16 protein-coding genes are annotated in these 19,899 nt (G+C 62.5%); 5 read left to right on the forward strand and 11 right to left on the reverse strand.

Annotation, left to right across the window (positions count from 1 at the left end; all coding sequences use genetic code 11):
* Positions 1-34 precede the first annotated feature (34 nt).
* The 3 genes from OPU96_RS21745 to OPU96_RS21755 are packed head-to-tail and all read left to right on the forward strand — an operon-like array spanning position 35 to position 3,020.
* Positions 35-1,210: an NAD(P)/FAD-dependent oxidoreductase gene (locus OPU96_RS21745; RefSeq protein WP_498559660.1), complete on the forward strand. Its 1,176-nt coding sequence runs from the start codon at positions 35-37 to the stop codon at positions 1,208-1,210.
* Positions 1,207-2,019 (forward strand): aldo/keto reductase, encoded by an 813-nt coding sequence (locus tag OPU96_RS21750; protein WP_192298273.1) that lies wholly within the window; start codon positions 1,207-1,209, stop codon positions 2,017-2,019. Before OPU96_RS21745 ends, OPU96_RS21750 begins: the two co-directional genes overlap by 4 nt.
* 41 nt (positions 2,020-2,060) lie before the next feature.
* A complete protein-coding gene (locus tag OPU96_RS21755; protein ID WP_498559661.1) occupies positions 2,061-3,020 on the forward strand; it encodes a metal ABC transporter ATPase in 960 nt (319 codons plus the stop codon).
* 140 nt (positions 3,021-3,160) lie between these two features.
* On the opposite strand, the gene OPU96_RS21760 is transcribed toward OPU96_RS21755, so the two are convergent.
* The 4 genes from OPU96_RS21760 to OPU96_RS21775 form a co-directional block, all read right to left on the reverse strand.
* Positions 3,161-4,087 (reverse strand): NAD-dependent epimerase/dehydratase family protein, encoded by a 927-nt coding sequence (locus OPU96_RS21760; protein ID WP_498559662.1) that lies wholly within the window; start codon positions 4,085-4,087, stop codon positions 3,161-3,163.
* Positions 4,080-5,504 (reverse strand): bifunctional D-glycero-beta-D-manno-heptose-7-phosphate kinase/D-glycero-beta-D-manno-heptose 1-phosphate adenylyltransferase HldE, encoded by a 1,425-nt coding sequence (hldE, locus tag OPU96_RS21765; protein WP_192298276.1) that lies wholly within the window; start codon positions 5,502-5,504, stop codon positions 4,080-4,082. Before hldE ends, OPU96_RS21760 begins: the two co-directional genes overlap by 8 nt.
* Before the next feature lie 147 nt (positions 5,505-5,651).
* The gene (gene msbA, locus OPU96_RS21770) at positions 5,652-7,460 is read right to left on the reverse strand and encodes a lipid A export permease/ATP-binding protein MsbA (RefSeq protein ID WP_192298277.1); all 1,809 of its coding nucleotides are present in this window, start codon (positions 7,458-7,460) and stop codon (positions 5,652-5,654) included.
* Between the two features lie 8 nt (positions 7,461-7,468).
* Positions 7,469-8,647: an O-antigen ligase family protein gene (locus tag OPU96_RS21775; protein WP_498559663.1), complete on the reverse strand. Its 1,179-nt coding sequence runs from the start codon at positions 8,645-8,647 to the stop codon at positions 7,469-7,471.
* Positions 8,648-8,797: 150 nt separating this feature from the next.
* Here OPU96_RS21775 and OPU96_RS21780 point away from each other — a divergent pair, with 150 nt between their 5' ends.
* A complete protein-coding gene (locus OPU96_RS21780) occupies positions 8,798-9,364 on the forward strand; it encodes a BUD32 family EKC/KEOPS complex subunit (protein WP_192298279.1) in 567 nt (188 codons plus the stop codon).
* On the opposite strand, the gene OPU96_RS21785 is transcribed toward OPU96_RS21780, so the two are convergent.
* From OPU96_RS21785 to OPU96_RS21815, 7 genes are read right to left on the reverse strand one after another with little or no spacing between them, the layout of a single operon-like run.
* Positions 9,353-10,438 carry a glycosyltransferase gene (locus OPU96_RS21785; RefSeq protein WP_226455585.1) on the reverse strand — a complete coding sequence of 362 codons (1,086 nt, stop codon included), beginning with the start codon at positions 10,436-10,438 and terminating at the stop codon, positions 9,353-9,355. The two genes, OPU96_RS21780 and OPU96_RS21785, sit on opposite strands and share 12 nt — an antisense overlap.
* Positions 10,439-10,484: 46 nt before the next feature.
* On the reverse strand, positions 10,485-11,246 hold the full coding sequence (locus OPU96_RS21790; RefSeq protein WP_226455584.1) for a glycosyltransferase family protein: 762 nt from the start codon (positions 11,244-11,246) through the stop codon (positions 10,485-10,487).
* Positions 11,247-11,292: 46 nt separating this feature from the next.
* The gene (locus OPU96_RS21795) at positions 11,293-12,249 is read right to left on the reverse strand and encodes a glycosyltransferase family protein (RefSeq protein ID WP_226455583.1); all 957 of its coding nucleotides are present in this window, start codon (positions 12,247-12,249) and stop codon (positions 11,293-11,295) included.
* 17 nt (positions 12,250-12,266) lie between these two features.
* Positions 12,267-13,640, reverse strand: coding sequence for a PIG-L family deacetylase (locus OPU96_RS21800; protein WP_226455582.1), 1,374 nt, complete (start codon positions 13,638-13,640; stop codon positions 12,267-12,269).
* Positions 13,637-14,533 carry an antimicrobial resistance protein Mig-14 gene (locus tag OPU96_RS21805; RefSeq protein WP_192298284.1) on the reverse strand — a complete coding sequence of 299 codons (897 nt, stop codon included), beginning with the start codon at positions 14,531-14,533 and terminating at the stop codon, positions 13,637-13,639. Before OPU96_RS21805 ends, OPU96_RS21800 begins: the two co-directional genes overlap by 4 nt.
* Positions 14,533-15,663 (reverse strand): glycosyltransferase, encoded by a 1,131-nt coding sequence (locus OPU96_RS21810; protein ID WP_498559664.1) that lies wholly within the window; start codon positions 15,661-15,663, stop codon positions 14,533-14,535. The genes OPU96_RS21805 and OPU96_RS21810 overlap by 1 nt, the downstream gene beginning before the upstream one ends.
* Positions 15,647-17,404, reverse strand: coding sequence for a carbamoyltransferase family protein (locus tag OPU96_RS21815; protein WP_192298286.1), 1,758 nt, complete (start codon positions 17,402-17,404; stop codon positions 15,647-15,649). The genes OPU96_RS21810 and OPU96_RS21815 overlap by 17 nt, the downstream gene beginning before the upstream one ends.
* Positions 17,405-17,672: 268 nt before the next feature.
* Here OPU96_RS21815 and OPU96_RS21820 point away from each other — a divergent pair, with 268 nt between their 5' ends.
* Positions 17,673-19,760, forward strand: coding sequence for a TonB-dependent receptor family protein (locus OPU96_RS21820; protein ID WP_498559665.1), 2,088 nt, complete (start codon positions 17,673-17,675; stop codon positions 19,758-19,760).
* Positions 19,761-19,899 lie beyond the last annotated feature (139 nt).

Consider the following 19,899-nt stretch of genomic DNA (forward strand, 5'->3'; position numbering starts at 1 on the left):
ACTGCGCCTCTTGTCTTGAACACTGAGGTCGCCCATGCCATCCGTTATTTCCACCGACGTCCTGATTGTCGGCGCCGGGGTTGCCGGCCTCTGGCTGAATGCGCGCCTGCGCCGCCAGGGGTTTTCCACGGTATTGGTGGAAAACGCTACCCTGGGTGGCGGGCAAAGCGTGAAGTCCCAAGGGATCATCCACGGCGGCGCGAAATACGCCCTGCACGGCGCCCTCACCGGCGCCTCCGAAGCCATCGCCGACATGCCGCGCCGCTGGCGTGAAGCCTTGGCGGGCAATGGCGAGCTGGACCTGACCGGCGTGCGCGTGCTCTCCCAGGCCCATTACCTGTGGTCCCCCGGCACGCTCGCCGGCAACCTCACCAGCTTCTTCGCCAGCAAGGCCGTGCGCGGCCGTGTCGACCAGGTCAAGGGCGACGACCTGCCCCCAGCCCTGCAAGATCGCCGCTTCAAGGGCAAGGTCTATCGCCTGGCCGAACTCGTGGTGGACGTCCCCAGTGTGATCGAACGCCTGGCCCAATTGGCCGGCGACGGCTTGCTCGCCGGGCAGCGCATCGAGCCGCTGCTGGACGGCAACAAGCTGGTGGGCCTGAAGGTGGATGGCCGCGAGATCCGCGCCCAGCGCATCGTGCTGAGCGCCGGTGGCGGCACCGCCGACCTGCTGACCAGCCTGGGCTTGAGCAAGCCGGCGATGCAAAAACGCCCGCTGCACATGATCATCGCCAAAGGCCCCGGCCTGAAGCCGCTGTACGCCCACTGCCTGGGCGGCGGCACCAAGCCGCGCCTCACCGTGACCACCCACCCGGCCGCCGATGGCAACTGGGTCTGGTACATGGGCGGCGACATTGCCGAGGCCGATGGCGTGGCACGTAAGCCTGAAGAACAGATCGCAACGGCGCAAAAAGAGCTGGCGCAATTGCTGCCGTGGATCGACATGAGCCAGACCCAATGGGCCACCCTGCGCGTCGACCGCGCCGAGCCGCTGCAAACGGGTCTGAGCCGCCCCGACAACGCCTTCGTGTTTGAGGACGGCCGCCTGCTGGTAGGCTGGCCGACCAAACTGGCACTGGCGCCGGACTTCGCCGACCGGGTGATCAACAGCTTCGAACGTGATGGCATCCGTCCAGCCGCCAGCGAGCCGCTGCCCGAGCTGCCAAAGCCCGCTATCGGCGTACCGGCCTGGGAGCAACTGCTGCCATGAGCCTGCCGACCTTGCACGACCTGCATCGCCCCCTGGGCAGCACCGGCCTGCTGGTGTCGCCGCTGGGCCTGGGCACCGTCAAGCTGGGCCGTGACCAGGGGGTTAAATACCCCAACGGCTTCCAGATTCCAGATGACGACGCAGCCCGGATGCTGCTGCGTCAGGCCCAGCAATTGGGCATCAACCTGATCGACACCGCACCCGCCTACGGCCGCAGCGAAGAGCGCCTGGGCCCGCTGCTGCGCGGCCAGCGCAAGGACTGGGTGATTGTCAGCAAGGTCGGCGAGGAATTCGACAATGGCGTGTCCCGCCACGATTTCAGCGCGGCCCACACTCGACTGTCGATTGAACGCAGCTTGAAACGACTGGAAACGGATTTTATCGACCTGGTGCTGGTGCACTCCGACGGCAACGACCTGCATATCCTCAACGACTGCGAGGTCTACCAGACCCTCGCCGAGCTGAAACAGGAAGGCAAGATCCGCGGTTTCGGTTTTTCCGGGAAAACCGTCGAAGGCGGCGTGAAGGCTCTGGAGCAGGGCGATTGCGCGATGGTCACCTACAATTTGAACGAACAGGCCGAGAAAGCCGTCATTGACTATGCGGCCGCCCACGGCAAAGGCATCCTGGTGAAAAAAGCCCTGGCCAGTGGCCACGTTTGCCTGGAGCCTGGAATGGATCCAATACGTGCCAGTTTCATGCTGTTGTTTGCGCAAACGGGCGTTGCCAGTGCTATTGTCGGGACCATCAATCCGCTGCACCTGGCCCATAACGTGGCGACCGCTGCCCAGGTTATTCGTCAACTCTGATGCCGCCGACGCGGCCGACCCAGTCGCAAGCAGGAGCCGACATGGCGCGCACGCTCATACGAAAAAACCCCAGCAACTTCAAGACACTGCCGCTGCACGTCGAAGCCACCCCCGAAGGACTGAACTACCAGAGCGTCGGCATGCCGCTCAACTTCGCCCAGACCCTGCAACGGCGCAAGCCGGTGGAGGTGGCCGACCCCGAGCGTTTCGTGCTGGAACTGGCGAACCTCGGCGTGTCGGTACGACTGACCCTGCACTGGCAAAACAAGGACTACTGGGTGCTGGTACGCCAGCGACGCCAGGACCGTGGCGACGTGGTACTCAAGCTGATCTCCGGCTACGTCCCCGCCCACGAACTGAACCTGCCGCTGCACACCGCCATCCAGGAAATCGCCGAAGAGTGCCTGCTGGAAACGCCCGAAGGCTGGCTCGGCGGGCGCTTCAACGACACCTGGCTGCCGGCGCCCTACTCCGCCGCGCTGCATTACCGCGAAGCACTGCCGTTTCGCCTCAGCCCGCTGTCCGGCGCAGCTCGCCCGGTGCGTTGCGCGACCACTCAGCTGATCGAACGCCCACGGGCCTATGTGCACCTGCCCACGGCGTCACTGCAATTGATCTACGACTTGCGCCTGGAAGTGCCGAAGGAAGCCAAGTCCCTGAGCCTGTTCCATGTGGACGAGCGCCTGGAAGGCGACCAGTTGGTGGCGCGCCTCGACCGCCAGCGCCCGGACCTGTACCTGATGCCGTTGAAAGACGGCCAGCCGCTGGCCGAGCTGTACACCGTCAAAAAAGATCAGCTGTACCCAGCCAGCACGCGGGGTTTGTTCCTTGCGGAAAGCTTTGCCCAGCAGGAAGGCTGGCTGGTACGTGACGAGCGGATTCGCTGGAAGGACTGGCTGCGCCAGCAGGGCTTGGCGGAGCCGGAGAAAGAGTCGAAGTTGAAGCGCCTGGCACAGCGGGTGCTGCGCAAGATAACGCCGAAGAAGAAGGCCAGCAGCTAGCGAGTCCACTCCAATGCCAAGCCCGGCGCAAATCCAAATGTGGGAGCGGGCTTGCTCGCGAAAGCGGTGGATCAGCCAGCACAGGAATAGACTGGTACACCGCCTTCGCGAGCAAGCCCGCTCCCACATTTATGATTGCGTCAGCCGTTGAGCAAGCGTTCCAGGCCAACCTTCAGCGGGGTCGGTTCGGGTAGTGTGAAGCTCGCCAACAACCGCTGGTTATTCGCCCGTGAGTGGCGAATGTCCCCAGAACGCGCCGGGCCGTAAGTCACTGCGGGCAACTTGCCGACAATGTCTTCCAGCGCCTGCAACACCTGCTTGAGCGTCGTGGTACGGTTCCAGCCCACATTGATCGCCCCCAACGGCGCGTCCGGCGCCTCAATGGCTTGCACCAACACGTCAACCAGATCTTCCACATACATGAAGTCACGGGTCTGCTCGCCATCGCCAAACACGGCAATCGGCACGCCCTGCTGCACGCGCTCGCTGAAGATGCTGATCACTCCGGAGTACGGAGAGGACGGGTCCTGGCGTGGCCCGAATATATTGAAGAAGCGGAAAATCACCGGCTCCAGACCGTGCTGGCGACGGTAAAAGTCGAAGTAATGCTCGCCGGCCAATTTGTCGGACGCATAGGGCGTCAACGGCGCCTTGGTGGTCTCTTCGTCAATCGAAGCACCCTCGCCATTGTTGCCGTACACCGCCGCGCTGGAGGCGAAGACCACGCGCTTCACCGCCGCTTTGCGCATGGCTTCGCACACGTTCAGCGTACCGACGAAATTGCTCTGGTGCGTGCTGACCGGGTCATCCACCGATGCCTGCACCGAGGCCACCGCCGCCAGGTGCACCACCGCCGCCGTGCCGACCGCGGCACGCGCGACCAGCTCGGCGTCGGCGACATCACCCTCCAGCAACTCGACCCGCGGATTATCCAACGGCAGGTTGCTGCGCTTGCCGGTGGACAGGTTGTCCAACACGCGCACGCCGTAGCCCTTGGCCAACAACGCATCGACCAGGTGCGAGCCGATAAAGCCCGCACCGCCGGTTATCAGGACACACTTACTCATTGTTGCGAATCTTCTCGACGATGGCCGTGGTCGAGCTGTTTTCAACCAGCCCCAGCACTTTGACCGTGCCGCCATAGGCGCTGACGATGTCGGCACCGACCACCTGGTCGACGGAGTAATCGCCGCCCTTGACCAGCACGTCCGGCTTGACCTGGGCCAGCAGGTTTTCCGGGGTACCTTCAGCGAAGCTGATCACCCAGTCCACCGCGCCCAGGCCAGCCAGGACCGCCATACGACGGTCGACACTGTTGATCGGACGGCCCGGGCCTTTGAGGCGGCTGACCGACGCGTCGTCGTTGACCGCGACGATCAGGCGATCGCCTTGGGCGCGCGCCTGTTCCAGATAGGTCACGTGGCCAGCATGCAGGATGTCGAAGCAGCCGTTGGTGAACACAATGCTCTCGTTGTGGGCGCGGGCATCGTCGATCGCCAGCAGCAATTGCTCGATCCCCAGCACGCCACGCTCCGAACCTTCGGAACGCTGGATGGCGCGCCGCAGTTCCGGTGCACTGATGGCCGCCGTACCCAACTTGCCGACCACAATGCCCGCCGCCAGGTTGGCCAGGGCCACGGCGTGAGGCAGTTCTTCGCCGGCCGCAATCGAGGCGGCCAGGGTGGAGATCACGGTGTCGCCGGCGCCGGTGACGTCGAACACTTCACGGGCCCGCGCCGGCAGGTGCATCGCCGGATGATCCGGACGCAGCAGGGTCATGCCGTGCTCGCCACGGGTCACCAGCAAGGCGCCAAGGTCGAGGTCGGCCATCAATGCCGCGCCTTTGCTCACCAGCTCGTGCTCATCGGCGCAGCCGCCGACGATGGCTTCGAACTCGCTGAGGTTCGGCGTGATCAGGCTGGCACCGCGATAAATCGAGAAATCCTTGCCCTTGGGGTCGGCCAGCACCGGAATGCCCTTGGCCTTGGCGGCCTGGATCAGTGCCTGGTGGTTCTTCAAGGCGCCTTTGCCGTAATCGGACAACACCAGCACCTTGATGCCTTCGAGCAACGCATCGACCTGACCGCTGAGGGCCAGGGCGTCGGTGGCGAAGGGTTCTTCAAAATCGATCCGCAGCAATTGCTGGTGACGACTCATGACCCGCAGCTTGACGATGGTCGGCTGATGGGCAATGCGCTGGAACAGCGCACGCACGCCGGCACCGCGCAGGCTGTTGGCCAGGCTGTCGGCGGCTTCGTCATCGCCGGTCACGCCGACCAGGGAGGCCGGGGCGCCGAGGGCGGCAATATTGAGGGCAACGTTGGCAGCGCCGCCTGGACGGTCTTCGATTTGCTCGACCTTGACTACCGGTACCGGCGCCTCAGGGGAAATCCGTGAGGTACCACCATGCCAGTAACGGTCGAGCATGACATCGCCGACCACCAAGACAGGGGCTTGATCGAATCGCGGCATGGACAACTTCATGGAGCAACCCACATACAAAATGAACAGGGGCGCGATATTAGCACAGGGTGGGCGCTGCCTAGTTCGAGAGCTTTATCTGTAAGACATCCGACCGCGCAACTGCTCACTTTTTGAACAAAAACGGGGCGCATTGCGCGCCCCGGTCGGTCAGACGATGTTGGCCGTTGCCGGCTCGTCCAGCCCCATGGCGTGCAAACGCGAGTAGTAGCCACCCAGGGCCAACAAATCGGCATGGGTGCCACGCTCGACGATTTCACCGTGATCCATCACCAGGATCAGGTCAGCCTTCTCGATGGTGGACAAGCGGTGCGCAATCACCAGGGTCGTACGGCCCTTCATGACCTTGTCCAGGGCGGCCTGGATATGCCGCTCGGACTCGGTGTCCAGCGCCGAGGTCGCCTCATCGAGGATCAACAGCGGTGCGTTTTTCAGCAAGGCACGGGCAATCGCCAGACGCTGACGCTGACCGCCGGAGAGCAGCACGCCGTTTTCGCCGACTTCGGTGTCCAAGCCCTTGGGCAGCTCGGCGATGAAGTCCATGGCGTAGGCATCACGGGCAGCTTTTTCGACGTCTTCACGCGGCGCGCCGGCCAGGTCGCCGTAGGCGATGTTGTTGGCCACGGTGTCGTTGAACAGCGTCACGTGCTGGGTCACCTGGGCCACGTGGCGGCGCAGGTTGCGCAGGCGGTAGTCCTCGATTTCCACTTCATCAAGCAGGATCTCGCCGACTTCATGATGATAGAAACGCGGAATCAGCGCGGCCAGGGTGGACTTGCCACTGCCCGAACGCCCGACCAGCGCGACCATCTGGCCTGGCGCTGCGATGAAGCTGATGTTCTTGAGCACTTCGCGCTCGGTGCCGGGGTAGGTGAAGCTCAGGTTGCGCACCTCAAGGTGGCCGCTGACCCGCTCTTTTTCCACAGTGCCGGTGTCGACTTCAGGCACCACGTCCAGCTGTTCGAAGATGCTCTCGGCACCGGCGACGCCCTTCTGGATCGTCGAGCTGACTTCCGACAACTGGCGGATCGGCTTGGGCAGCAGGCCCGCAGCCGTGATATAGGCCACCAGGTCGCCGGCGGTCGCGTCACCCCGCAGGAACAGCACCAGGAACATCAGCGCCGCCATCGCGGTGTAGATCACCAATTGCAGCATGGGCGTGTAGACCGCACCGGTCTTGGTCATGCGCATCTGCTTTTCGGTGTTGCTCATGCTCGCCTTGGCGAAACGCTGCTCTTCGTAGGTCTCCCCACCGAAGCTGCGCACCACGCGATAACCCTGGATGGTTTCCGAGGCCACGTGGGTCACGTCGCCCATCGCCACCTGGATTTTCTTGCTCTGCTTGCGGAATTTCTTGCTGGTGCTGCCGACCATCATGGCAATGATCGGCAGGATCGCCAGCATCACCAGGGTCAGCTTCCAGTTCATCCACAACAGGTAACCGAACAGGAACACCACCGTCAGGCCTTCGCGGATCACGACCTTGATCGCATCCGTGGCGGCGCCGGTGACCATGGTCACGTTGAAGGTGATGCGGGAAATCAGGTGCCCGGAGCTGTGGGTATCGAAATAGCGGTTGGGCAGGACCAGCAGTTTGTTGAACAACTGCACCCGCAAATCGTGGACCAGCCCCAGGGAGACCTTGGCCAGGTAGTAGTTGCCCAGGAAAGAGCCCAGCCCCTGCCACGCGGCGATCAGCACGATCAGCAGCGGCACGGCCATCAGCAGTTTCAGGTCCTTGAGGTACGGAACACTGGGGAAAAACACCACGTCCGGGTTGCTCAGGCCATCCACGAAGTATTTGAGAATCCCGGCCAGCATGGGCTGGGTGGATGCGAAAATCACAAACCCGATAATGCTCACGAGGAACATGCCGATGTACGGCTTCACGTATCCCAGCAGCCTGAAATAAATTTTCAGGCTGGATTCCTGTTCCGCTTTAGGCGGTGCGTCACTCATTGTTGAGCTCACTGATTAGGTAGGGCGGCAACTTTATCACAAGCGCCGGGTTTGGCCCGAGCCCAGACCGACACGCTGACCAGCGCGATCGGCAGCCAGGTGATAAACCACTCGGCACGCGGGGTGCCGGTGAGGTTGGCCGCATCGAACTGCATCGCCAGGGTGGAGAACACCCACATGCCGATGAGGCCTTTGCCGTAATGGGTGTCACGCACTTTCCAGGCTTGCCACAGCACGCCGAACCACACCGCGCACCACAGCAGCAGGCCCGGCAGGCCCAGTTCGATGGCGACGTGGGTGAACAGGTTGTGGGAATGGTCGAAGCGGAACTCATTCCAGACCACGTTGTAATTACCACCCAGGCCCAGACCGGTCCAAGGGTGCTCGCCAATCATCTGCAGCGCCACCATGAAAATCTGCGGCCGGAACGACACGCCACGGGACAGCATCAACGATTGCATCGACACGAATACCACCACCGCCGCCACCGCTGCGGCGATCGCGATCACCGTACTGCGTCGGTCGCGGCTCCACAGCGGCATCGCCACCACGCTCAACAGCAAGGCCAGCGCGGCACCACGGCTCTGGCTCGCCACGACAAACAGGCCGAGCAGCCCGATCGCCGCCAGGAAGGCCACTTGCATCCAGCGCCCACGAGGCATCCAGTGCAGCATCCACACAGCCGCGAGACCAATGACGTACGCGCCCAGGATCGGATGGGACAGCTGCCCCAACCCTTCAAGACGAGCGTCCCAGGCATTGCCTTGAAGGCCATAGAACTTGACCATCGCCAGCAGCGACGACAACGCCAGGCCAAAGCCGCCCCATTGCATCAGGCGAACCACCTGCTCGGTGCGCCCTTGGGCAAGCACCGGCAAGAACAGCAGGAATACGCCGATATACAGCAGACGCTTGGCTTCGCGGGAAGGGTCCTCGGCATTGGTCCACAGCAGGCTGATCAAGCCCCAGGCCGCCATTACGCCCAGCGCCAGGTAGACCCAACGCTGAGCCTGCCAGACCTGCTTGAGCTGCTCACGGGCAGACCAGGCAAACACCATGGCCGGCAGCCACAAGAACAGCGTCAGCCCCTGTTGATAGATCTTATTGGTCGGCGCAAAGGCGATTGCCAGTAAAAACCACAGCAACCCGAACCCCATCCATACTTGCGCCCAACGACTTGCCTGCATCATCCGCTCCTAATACTACGGCCAACCTGCCACCCCGGCATGGTTAAAACCCAAAACTTTCGGCATCATTGCCGACTCATGTGCCCGCGACTCCCACAAGGCTTCCTGACGATGCAATGTTCAAGGCTTCCCCAAGCCGCTCTAAACACGATGATTGAAGGCGCCAGAATCCTGGAGAAGGACAGCTATGGGCCCAAAGTCTACCTGCTGACGGACGGGAACATCCTTAAACTGTTTCGTCGCAAGCGGTTTTTTTCTTCCGCCTTGTTTCGCCCGTACTCCAAGCGTTTCATCGATAACGCGCTCGGGTTGCAACAACGCGGCATTCCCACCCTCACCGTACTCGACAGCTTCCAGCTGGACGCGCCCGGCATGACCGCCGTGCTGTATCGCCCGCTACCGGGCGAGACGCTGCGCCAGATCGCCAACAAGGAAGGTTTTGACTGGGAGCAGAACCTGGAACCGCTGGTGACGCTGATTCGCCGCCTGCATGGCGCCGGGATCTACTTCCGCTCCCTGCACCTGGGCAACATTGTCGTGACACCGGACAACCAGATGGGCCTGATCGACGTGGCCGACCTGCGCTTCCTGCGTGCGCCGCTGAGTCCGGCGCTGGTCAAGCGCAACCTGCAGCACTTCGCCCGTTATATTGCGCGCGAGAAGCTGAACGAACGCTTTCCGATGCAAGCGCTCGAACAAGCCGTACTACCGGGGTGAGAGCAGCCGGCGGGCGGTGGCGGTGAAGTCCTGCCAGGCCTGTTCCGGCGCCAGCGCCGCCAACTGAGCCGCCACGGCGACGTGCGGGCTGGTTGAAAAAGCGCGCTCCAGCAGTTGCGTCCAGGCGTCGACAGCGTCAGCCGGTGCATACCAACCAGCGTCCGCCAATTGCTCGCGGAACACCGCCAGCTCGCTGGTCAGCACCGGCACACCGGCCATCACGGCCTCCTGCACGATCAACCCAAGCCCCTCCTCCGAAGACGGTATCGCCACCCAATCAAATGCGCGATACAGGGTCGCCGCGTCCGCCAGGTGCCCCGGCATGAAGACTTTGCCGCGCAAGCCAAGGTGCTCGATCTGCGCTTCAAGCTCCGCACGCGCAGTGCCTTCGCCAATGATCACCAAGCGCGCCTCGGGCCGACGCGAGGTCACGGCGGCAAACGCATCCAGCAAACAGGCAAAGCCCTTGCTGCCCACCAGGCGCCCCACGGCGCCCAGCACCGGAGCGTTGTCTGCGGCCAGGCCCAACTGCGCGCGGGCCTGCTCGCGGGACAGCATCGCGGCGCAAAACGCGCTGGGGTCAAAGGCGCTGCGCAGCACTGCCACCGGGCGATGCAAATCGCGTTGCAACGAGTCGGCCAGGGTCTGCGACACAGCTGCCACGGTCAGTCGGGCCTCGGAGAATTGCTCGAACAGCTTGCGATCCGTGCGACGCAGGCGTGTCATACCGTGAAACAGCACCACAGCACGTACCTCGGGTACGGTCTTGAGCACCGGCAACAACACCCGCGCAACGCCGACGCCATCGAGCAGCACGACCTTCACGTCCTGCGGCAGCGCCCGTCGAAAACGCGCGCGCATGCGCGGCAGCAGCAACGCCCACAGGTGACGGCCCTTGAGCTGAGCCGATGAGAGATTCCATTCCAGCGCCCCATCTCCAGCTTGTGCACCGCCCTGAAGCAGCCAGGTATGCACGGCTGCACCGCAGTCGACGCTGCCAAGCACTTGCTGATGAACCTTCTGCACGGAAGCGAATGCAGTACCACCGGCCCACATGACGTTGAGGATGCTCATTGAATAATACGAACCTTCTGCGGTGTTCTGGAGGCGTGCATGCAACTCAATTGACCAGCCAGCCGATGGCGAGGCCCAACAACAGCATGGCGACCAGCTTGATCCGCTCGCGCCGCTTGCGCTTGGCCTTGTTCAAGCGCTCGGCCGAGGTCGACACATGCAAGCCGAAGCCGGTGTGCAATACCGCATCGCCCTCAAGGGTCACGGCCATCAAGTTCAACTGCGCATAGCGCCGCGACAAGCCCTTCTCGCCCTCGAACCCGGCATAAGGCGCGCACAACGCGTACTCCTTGAGGCGGCGCAAACCGGGGTTCAGGGAAAACGCCTGCCACTCCGGCTTGTCGGAGATCAGCGGGTAGCACGGCACCCCACCGATCAGCTCACGCGGCCCCAGATGGATATAGGGGCTGTGCACCTGCAAGTCATAGACAAAGTTGCGCAACCACACCTGAAGCACATCCGGGCGCAGCTCCAACACCGTCTTGGAGTCCTCGACAAACCCCGGGCGGTAAAACTCCCAGTCATCTTCACAATGGAAAATATAGGGTGTCTTCACCGACGCGTAGGCCAGGTCGATGGATGCCAACTGCCCCAGCTTCGGGCGGTTGACGAAGAAAGTGCAATGTTCCTGCCAATGGGCCGGAATCGCCTGGCGTACCGCGTCGTCACCGGAGTCCTCGGTGATGAACACCTCGCGGATGTCAGCCGTGTTGAACACGTCGAAGCTTTCAAGCGTGCGCTTTAACAGATCAAAGCGACCGCAGCTGGTCACTACAAGGGTGATGTCGCTCTGTTCGGAAAATCGCACGTGGGCACCAACAATAAAATGACCGCAATCGACGGCCTGACAGAGGTTACACGCCCAGTTTCAGGCGCAGCGTTTCCAGCAAACTCAACGGCGCACGTGGCCGCAGAGGTGGCTGCAGCACTTCGACAATACGCTGGCCGATACGTGCAAAGCTAAACTGGCTGACAGCCAGCTCCTGGCCTTTACGCGCAATATCCGCCGCCAACTGAGGGTTGGCGCGCAACTCGGCGAGTTTTTCCTGCAATTGCGGGATGTCTTTATAGAACACTACGTTGACCTTGTCCTTGAAACCCAGGGCCTGGTTTTCCGCCTCGCCCTGGTCAAACGCCAGCAGCACGCAACCACAGGCCATGGCTTCGAAGTTCTTGATCATGTATTCGCCCATGCCCACGTCGGCACTGACAAAAAAGCGGATCCGGTTGAGCGTCGCACAGTATTCCTCACCCGACTTGGTACGCGTCACCACCAGCGGCTCGACCCGTGCCAGCTCATCGAGCAACGCCTTGCGCCCGCTGTAGGCCACGCTATTGGTGCTACCGACAAACGCCAGCTCGATGTCACGCTCACGCGCCTGCGGCTGCAACAGCGCCTGGTCGTAGCCCTTGGGCACGAACACCGCGTCGAAGCCTTCCGCACGCAGGCGCTCGGTCACCATGAAGCCCGAGCTGATCACCCGCGCCCAGGGTAAACGGCGGTAATGGGCGCTGAATTTTCCGGTGTATTTGCAGGGAATGTAGTTCTGGTAGGCGTCGTGTTCGAGGATCACCAGATTGGGGATCGTACGGATAAAACCGGCCTGGCGGATTTCCTGCTTGAAACGCAGGAAGAACACGATACGGTCGTAGCGGGTCACATCGACCTCACGGCGAAAGTAGCCGCGCAGATTGCGTTGCTCGGCGCTGCTCAGCCAGCGGGTATCGCATTCGCAATGCTCGGCGATGCCTTCGTAAAGACGATCGAGGATGGCGCGCTGCTCTTTCTGCACCAGAAATAAAACTTTCATGCTCTTCCTTTCACAGGTCACAAACGCCAGAACAACTCATGTCGCCGCACCGCCTTGCGGAAGAACTCGTTCTCCCCGTAAGGCGAACGCGCGCGCCCGGCCAGTACACGCTGCAACAACCGCCGGACACGCCGCTTGAAGGGTGGCGCGGGTTGCAGGTCGTGCATCATGCCCAGTGCCATGGCCTTGTCGCGCTGTTGCGCCAACGTCAGCGGCAGGCTGCACGGATGCAGCTCCTGGGTTGCATCGAACAGCGGCGGCAAGGCTATGCCACTGCCAGCGTCGCCCATGGGCCAGCGGTCATTGTCATGCAGATGATTGGCGTAGCCCAGCAGCGTGGTTGGCTGCCACTCCAGGCCTTGCAAGGCCTGCATGACGGCGTTCTGCGCGCAGATATGATCGGGGTGCGGGTCCAGCGCCGAGTACGGCAGCACGATCACTTCAGGGCGCGCCATCAACAGCACCGCGCGCAGGTCGGCCAGCAGGTTATTCCAGGTCGGCAAGCCGTCGCTATCCGACGGCAGCGGGAACGGATTGAACTGGCGAAACGGCCGCACATCGCTCAGCTCGGCTTCACGGGAGGCGAAGGGCTGGGCTGGCGCGGCCTGCATGGCTTGCAATTGCAGGCAGAAATAACCCAGTTGCACGCAGTGCGCCTGGGGTACGCCCGCCCATAGCGGCACGGCGATGCTGTCCCAGGCGCGCAGGCGGCCCTTGATGCGCGCGGCTTCGACCGTGTCCAGGCCCATCTGCTGATAGTGTTCGGCTTCGATTTCACCCGCCGTGAGGGTGACGATCCACGGCTTTTGCGCCTGGCTGTAGAGCCCGAAAGCTGCCAGTTCGGCATCGTCGGCGTGGGGCGCGATGACCATCACACGCTGGGTGCTGTAATCCGGCTGGGTCCAGGCCCACAGGCGCGGTGTGCCGAGCAGGCGACAATGGCGACCACGCAGCTGCAACTGATCCAGCGCCAATCCGCTGAGGTTGAGATAACGCACGCCGTTGACCCCACGCTCAAAGGTTTGGCGGTCGTCACCCAGGGCAATGTTCGGGTCGAGAAAGCGTCCCAGCCAGGTGCTTTTGACTGTGATCGCCAGCACCAGCGTGGCGTCTGCGGCGACCGGTTGATCAAGCAACAAGCGCCCGTTCTCCAGGCGCACGCCGGGTAACTCGGCATCGGCCGAGAAGCGGTATTGATAGTCTTCGTTGGGGGCATAAAACAGGTGGTCGGCAAACCACGCTTCGTGAGCGACCCAGGCCAGCGCGGCCAACAGCAACGGCAACCACCAGGCCACCAAGATGCCGATCAACACCAGCAGCAACACACCAATCAACAGCGCCATGCGCTTGTTGCGCCGATGGCGCTTGAGCAATTGCTGCTTGCGAGTCATGAGCTGAACACCTGCACAGGGTTGCACCAGCGGTCCTTGTACTCGCGGTCGGCACGCCCAAACGAAAAGCGCAGCGGCTTACCGACTTCGCGGGCCTGTTCCCAGGCGCTCTGGGTGTTGAGAAAGCTCAACACGCTGCCGGGGCTGAAGGCACGGGTTTCAGGGTCGACCCCGCCGTTGACGTACTCCACGCTGATCCACTCTGGCGACTCGACCCGGTACACCAACTGGATCGCGATAGGCGCATCGTTGAGGAAGATCACCGAGCCGATCAACCACTCGCGCAGCAATTCAATCACCTCGGCCAAACGCTCGGCCCCCGTTGCGACAAAGCCCCAGCGGCGCAGGAACAAGTCGCAGTAGATCGACGCCAGCTCAGTACTGGAAAACTCGCTGACCGGCCGCACCACCCCGCCCGCCTCCTCCAACAGGCGCAGTTCGCGGCGCTGGTTGTAGCGGAATTTCTTCGACAAGTCTTCGGGCGTGCGCGCCATGGCCAACTGCTCGGCCTGGGGCTTGAGCCCCGTGAAACGGCCTTCATTGAGCCCCGACAGGTAACGCCCACGCTGGCGCAGTGGCGCCTGCGCATCGGCAGCGGCCGGCAGGATGATCTCGGCATTGCCCAGGTCGAACAGGCCTTTCTTGCCGCTGCGCTTGAGCACGTCCTTGGACAAGGCCAAGTCGCGGCCCCAGGTGGCAATGCACGCCTTGAGTTCACCGGCCTGTTCCCAGGCCAGGTAGCGCACCGGAATAGCCGCCAGCCCGGCCAGGCGTTCGATCACTTGCGGATGCGTCGCGACGCTGCCGCCAAAACGCTGCCAGGCCTGGCTGTAGGCAGGTGCATCGACGACGGTCCAGCCGCGCTCGCGCCAGCCTTGGAATCGATTGAGCATCAAGCCCTCGCGGTCAGTTCAATAACGTGTGGCAGTTGCCAGAAAGCAGTGCGTACCGCCTGATCCGAGAAGCGCGCGTGCAGACGCTCCAGCATCAACTCGGCGCACTGGCGTCGCTGGTGTTGATCCATCGCGGCCAGGTGCTCCAGGCCTTGGGCCAGGTGCTCGGCGTCGCCGAAGGGGAACAGGATGCCCACGCCTTCGACCACTTCCTTCGCGCCGCCACAAGCGGTGGCCAGCAACGGTACACCGGCGGCCATGGCTTCAAGCAGCACCATGCCGAACGGCTCGTGGTCGGAGCTCAGGGCAAACACGTCAAACCCGCGGAAATAGCGACGCGCATCCGGCACCTGGCCGAGGAACAGGACCTTGTCGGCAATCCCCAGTTCACGCGCCAGTTCCTTGAGGTCCTGCTCCAGGCGGCCGGTGCCGAGGATCGCCAGGCGGCTTTCGGCGGGCAACCGAGGCAAGGCCAGGGCGAAGCCCTTGAGCAGCGTGGCCTGGTCCTTGTCCGGGTGCAGGCGGCCGACGTTGCCGACCACCCACTCATCCGGCGAGAGCCCGAGGGCGTCCCGCGCCTCGTCCTTCGAGACTTGCAGGGCCTGCATGGCCTCGACATCGATGCGGTTGTACAAGGTCTGGATGCGCGCCGCCGGCCAGTTCGGCAGGCAACGGCGGATGTCGTCGCGCACGGCGTCGGAGACACCCAGCAAGCTCAGGCGCTTGCGGAAAATCGAAGCGAACAGGCGGCGGCCACGGCGTTGGTAGTCACTAAAGGCGTGATGCACGCCGATCACCTGCAAACGCGTGGCGAGCAAGGCGACGTAGATCGGCTTGGCGCGGTGCGCAATACAGAAACTGAAGTTGCGCGATGCGGCAATCTTGCGCATCTCGGCGATGGCGCCCAGCTTCAAGCCACGAATGGCCTTGGAGCTGAACTCCATGAACAACACTTCATCAGAGGCGCAACCGGCCGCGACCTCAGGGTCGGCGACCCCGGTGAGAAACACCGTGGTCACCTTGTAGCCGGAGCCTGCGAACAAACTGGCGTACTGCCGCGCGCAGTCCAGGAACGGCCCGTCATAGCCGTGGCAGAACTGCAGGACGTGGCGATCAGCCGAGCGAGTCATAAGGGTCCACGCCGTCCTTGACCACCAGGATGTCTTCCATGATCAGGTACTGCAGGTCGGACCCGAAGAACATGTCCAGCGCGTCTTTCGGCGAGCAGATCATCGCTTCGCCACGACGGTTGAGCGAGGTGTTCAGCGACACGCCGTTGCCGGTCAGCACTTCCAGCTCTTTCATCATGTCGTAGTAGCGCGGGTTGTATTCGCGCTTGAGCACCTGGGCGCGGGAAGTGCCATCTTCATGGACCACTTCCGGCACGCGGGTCTTCCACTCTTCCGACACTTCAAAGGTGAAGGTCATGAACGGTGCCGGGTGATCGACTTTGATCATCTGCGGGGCCACGGTGTCGAGCATCGACGGGCAGAAAGGCCTCCAGCGCTCGCGGAACTTGATCTGGTGGTTGATACGGTCAGCCACGCCGGTTGCGCTTGGGCAACCGATGATCGAACGACCGCCGAGGGCACGCGGGCCAAACTCCATGCGGCCCTGGAACCAGGCCACCGGGTTGCCGTCGACCATGATCTTGGCGATGCGTTTAGGCATGTTCTCGATCTTGCGCCATACCGGCTTGCTCGCGTGCTTGGCGCACGCCGCGATCACGTCTTCGTTGCTGTAGGACGGGCCGAGGTAGACGTGTTCCATCTTCTCCACGGGCACACCCCGGGCGTGGGACACGTAGGCCGCCGCGCCCACCGCAGTACCGGCATCGCCGGACGCCGGCTGCACGAACAGCTCTTTCACGTCGTCGCGGGCAATGATTTTCTGGTTCAGCTTGACGTTCAGCGCGCAACCGCCGGCGAAGGCCAGCTTGCCGGTGTCCTTGAGGATGTCGCCCAGGTAGTGGTCGATCATCTGCAAGGCCAGCTTTTCGAACAGTGCTTGCATGCTGGCGGCGTAGTGAATGTAAGGCTCGTCGGCGATGTCGCCTTCGCGTTTCGGGCCCAGCCACTCGATCAGTTTCGGCGAGAAGTAGAAACCCTTGCCCTTCTCTTTGTAGCGACGCAGGCCGATGACGTTGGCGTAGTCGGTGTTGATCACCAGCTCGCCGTTTTCAAACGAGGCCAGGCGCGAGAAATCGTATTTGCTGGCGTCGCCGTACGGCGCCATGCCCATGACCTTGAACTCGCCGTCGAGCATCTCGAAACCGAGGAACTCGGTGATCGCGCCATACAGGCCGCCGAGGGAGTCCGGATCGTAGAATTCCTTGATCTTGTGGATCTTGCCGTTCTCGCCATAACCGAAGAACGTGGTGGCGTACTCACCTTTACCGTCGATGCCGAGGATCGCGGTTTTCTCCTGGAAGCCGGAGCAGTGGTAGGCGCTGGAAGCGTGGGCCAGGTGGTGTTCAACCGGCTCGATCTTGATTTTCTTCGGATCGAAGCCCAGTTGCTCCAGGCACCAGACGATCTTGTTGCGATAGCGCTTGTAGCGACGGTTGCCCATCAGGATCGCGTCGAGGGCGCGGTCCGGGGCGTACCAGTAACGCTTGGCGTAGTGCCAGCGCGCCTCGCCGAACAGGCTGATCGGGGCGAACGGGATCGCCACTACGTCAACGTCGGAGGGCTTGATACCGGCTTGTTCCAGGCAGAACTTCGCCGATTCGTAGGGCATGCGGTTCTTTGCATGTTTGTCGCGTACGAAGCGCTCTTCTTCGGCGGCCGCGATCAGCTTGCCGTCGATATACAGGGCTGCGGAAGGATCATGGCTAAGGGCGCCGGACAGGCCAAGAATCGTCAATGCCACAGGGGTCTAGCCTCTTTTAGTCTGCATGCAGGCGGGTCGCGCCTGAAAAAAGTGTGCTTCCCGCCTGGGCAGGAAACAGCTAAAGGGCGGGATTATAGCTTAAAACCAGTGGGGAGCTGTTAGCGGCAAGCGCCAAGCTGATGGGGGCAGTCTGTAGGATTGCGTCTAGAGTCAGGTCAGACGGAGCCAAAGGCGCAGCCAGAGGATTCGTTAAACAGTGAAAGAATCGCTAGAATCCCGCGTTTGCCGCACTTTGCCTGGTTGTCTGATGAAAATTGCTGGTCCTGCTCACCTCCCTCTTATTGCCGGCTTGCTCGGTTTTTGCGGCCTCGCGATGGGCGACGATTTGCCACTGGTCCTCGACCCCAGCGTCGTCACCGGCTCACGCAGCGCCAGCCCGACGTTTGACCTGCCGTATTCGGTGGACGCCATCAGCCGCGAGCAGATCAGTGACGGCCAGCTCGGCATCAACGCTTCCGAAGCCCTCTCCCGCGTACCCGGCCTGGTGGTGCAGAACCGCCAGAACTATGCCCAGGACCTGCAGATTTCCTCCCGTGGCTTCGGCGCCCGCTCGGCGTTCGGAGTCCGCGGCCTCAAGCTGATCGCCGACGGCATCCCCGCCAGCACCCCGGACGGCCAGGGCCAGGCCGCTACGTTCAACCTCGACACCGCCGAGCGCATCGAAGTGCTGCGCGGCCCCGCGGCCACCCTGTACGGCAGCAACGCCGGTGGCGTGATCCAGATGTTCTCCCGCAACGGCGAAGGCCCGCCGCGCATCGGCGCCGAAACCCTGGTGGGCAGCGACGGCCTGAGCAAAAACCACCTGAGCGCCGAAGGTGCCGCCAACGGGGCAGGCTTCGTACTGGACGCCTCGCGCATGGACACCGACGGCTACCGCGACCACAGCAGCGCACGGCGCGACCAGACGTTCGCCAAGCTCAATTTCCAGCCGGATGACGACAGCAAGTTGGCGCTCATCTACAGCAGTCTGGAGCAGAACGGTACGCAGGACCCGCTGGGACAGACGTGGGAAGCGTACAAGGCTGATCCGCGCTCGGTAGCCACCGGGGCGTTGACGTACAACACACGCAAAAGCATCGATCATCAGCAGTTGGGGATGAATTACGAGCGGTATTTCGGCGAGGCGACGCTGCAAGTGAATGCGTATACGGGGCGGCGGAGTGTGATTCAGTACTTGTCGATTCCCAAGGGCACGCCGTCCAACGAGCGCGGCGGCGGCGTGGTGCAATTCGACCGCAAGTTCTACGGCGGCAGCGTGCGCTGGATGCAACCCATTGAGAGCGCACCGGGCGAACTGATGATCATCACCGGCCTGGACTTTGACCAGAGCGAAGACAGTCGCCATGGCTATCAAAACTACAGCGGCACCACCCTTGGTGTGAAAGGCGAGCTACGTCGTGATGAAATCGACACCGCCCGCAGCCTTGACCCTTACATTCAAGCCAATTGGGCTCTGGGCAACTGGACCCTGCAAGCTGGCGTACGCCATAGCACCATGGAACTTGACGTTGACGATCAACACCTGAGCAACGGTGACGCCAGCGGCAACAAGACCTATCAGAAAAACACCCCGTCGATGAGCGTGATGTACGCCTTCACGCCGCAGTTGCACGGCTACGTCAGTGCCGGTAAAGGCTTTGAAACGCCTACCCAGGCTGAATTGGCCTACGCACCGGGGAATGTCGAAGGCTTCAACTTCGGCCTAAAACCGTCTGAAAGTACTCAATATGAAATGGGCCTGAAGGCACAGCTGAACGACACCCGGATCAACGCTGCTGTGTTCCAAATCACCACAGAAGATGAGCTGGTGATCAGCCAATCCCTCCAAGGCCGCACCAGCTACCAAAACGCCGGCCGCACCCTGCGCCGCGGCTTCGAGCTGGGCATTGAAAGCCAGCTCAGCGAACAGTGGAGCACCAACCTCGCCTACACCCGCTTGCAAGCCACCTACGACAGTGACTTCACCAACAACGCAAAGGCTATTGAAAAGGGCAACTACCTCCCCGGCGTGCCCCAAACCACCCTGTTCGCCGAACTCAACTGGAAGCCCCGCGACTGGGTCAGCACCGCCATCGAAGGCCTGTACCGCAGCAAGGTCTACGTCGAAGACACCAACAGCCAACGCGCCGCGCCGGCCTACAGCGTGTTCAACTGGCGCGCGCGCTTCGAACAGAAGGTCGAACACTGGACCTTCCACCAGACCCTGCGCCTGGACAACCTGCTGGACCGCCAATACGTCGGCTCGGTGATCGTCGGCGACAGCAGCAACCGCTACTACGAAGCCGCCCCCGGCCGCTCGTGGTACGCCGGTGCCGGCGCCGAATACCAATTCTAAAACCGCCAAAAATCAACTGTTGAAGCTGGCTTGTGTGGGAGCTGGCTTGCCTGCGATAGCGTTGCATCAGGCACTGATGTGCAAGCTGACACGCCGCCTTCGCGGGCAAGCCCGCTCCCACAGTTGATTGGTGTTGCTG

The sequence above is a fragment of the Pseudomonas sp. RP-B7 genome, assembly GCF_059803535.1.

Excerpts from the sequence above, each read along its gene's own strand:
- OPU96_RS21805 (WP_192298284.1), bottom strand. The coding sequence starts at position 14,533 with ATGCTCAATCGATTCCAAGGCTGGCGCGAGCGCGGCTGGACCGTCGTC.
- OPU96_RS21745 (WP_498559660.1), top strand. The coding sequence starts at position 35 with ATGCCATCCGTTATTTCCACCGACGTCCTGATTGTCGGCGCCGGGGTT.
- OPU96_RS21785 (WP_226455585.1), bottom strand. The coding sequence starts at position 10,438 with ATGAGCATCCTCAACGTCATGTGGGCCGGTGGTACTGCATTCGCTTCC.
- OPU96_RS21780 (WP_192298279.1), top strand. The coding sequence starts at position 8,798 with ATGATTGAAGGCGCCAGAATCCTGGAGAAGGACAGCTATGGGCCCAAA.
- OPU96_RS21760 (WP_498559662.1), bottom strand. The coding sequence starts at position 4,087 with ATGAGTAAGTGTGTCCTGATAACCGGCGGTGCGGGCTTTATCGGCTCG.
- OPU96_RS21810 (WP_498559664.1), bottom strand. The coding sequence starts at position 15,663 with ATGACTCGCTCGGCTGATCGCCACGTCCTGCAGTTCTGCCACGGCTAT.
- OPU96_RS21795 (WP_226455583.1), bottom strand. The coding sequence starts at position 12,249 with ATGAAAGTTTTATTTCTGGTGCAGAAAGAGCAGCGCGCCATCCTCGAT.
- OPU96_RS21750 (WP_192298273.1), top strand. The coding sequence starts at position 1,207 with ATGAGCCTGCCGACCTTGCACGACCTGCATCGCCCCCTGGGCAGCACC.
- msbA (WP_192298277.1), bottom strand. The coding sequence starts at position 7,460 with ATGAGTGACGCACCGCCTAAAGCGGAACAGGAATCCAGCCTGAAAATT.
- OPU96_RS21755 (WP_498559661.1), top strand. The coding sequence starts at position 2,061 with ATGGCGCGCACGCTCATACGAAAAAACCCCAGCAACTTCAAGACACTG.
- OPU96_RS21820 (WP_498559665.1), top strand. The coding sequence starts at position 17,673 with ATGAAAATTGCTGGTCCTGCTCACCTCCCTCTTATTGCCGGCTTGCTC.
- OPU96_RS21775 (WP_498559663.1), bottom strand. The coding sequence starts at position 8,647 with ATGCAGGCAAGTCGTTGGGCGCAAGTATGGATGGGGTTCGGGTTGCTG.
- OPU96_RS21800 (WP_226455582.1), bottom strand. The coding sequence starts at position 13,640 with ATGACTCGCAAGCAGCAATTGCTCAAGCGCCATCGGCGCAACAAGCGC.
- hldE (WP_192298276.1), bottom strand. The coding sequence starts at position 5,504 with ATGAAGTTGTCCATGCCGCGATTCGATCAAGCCCCTGTCTTGGTGGTC.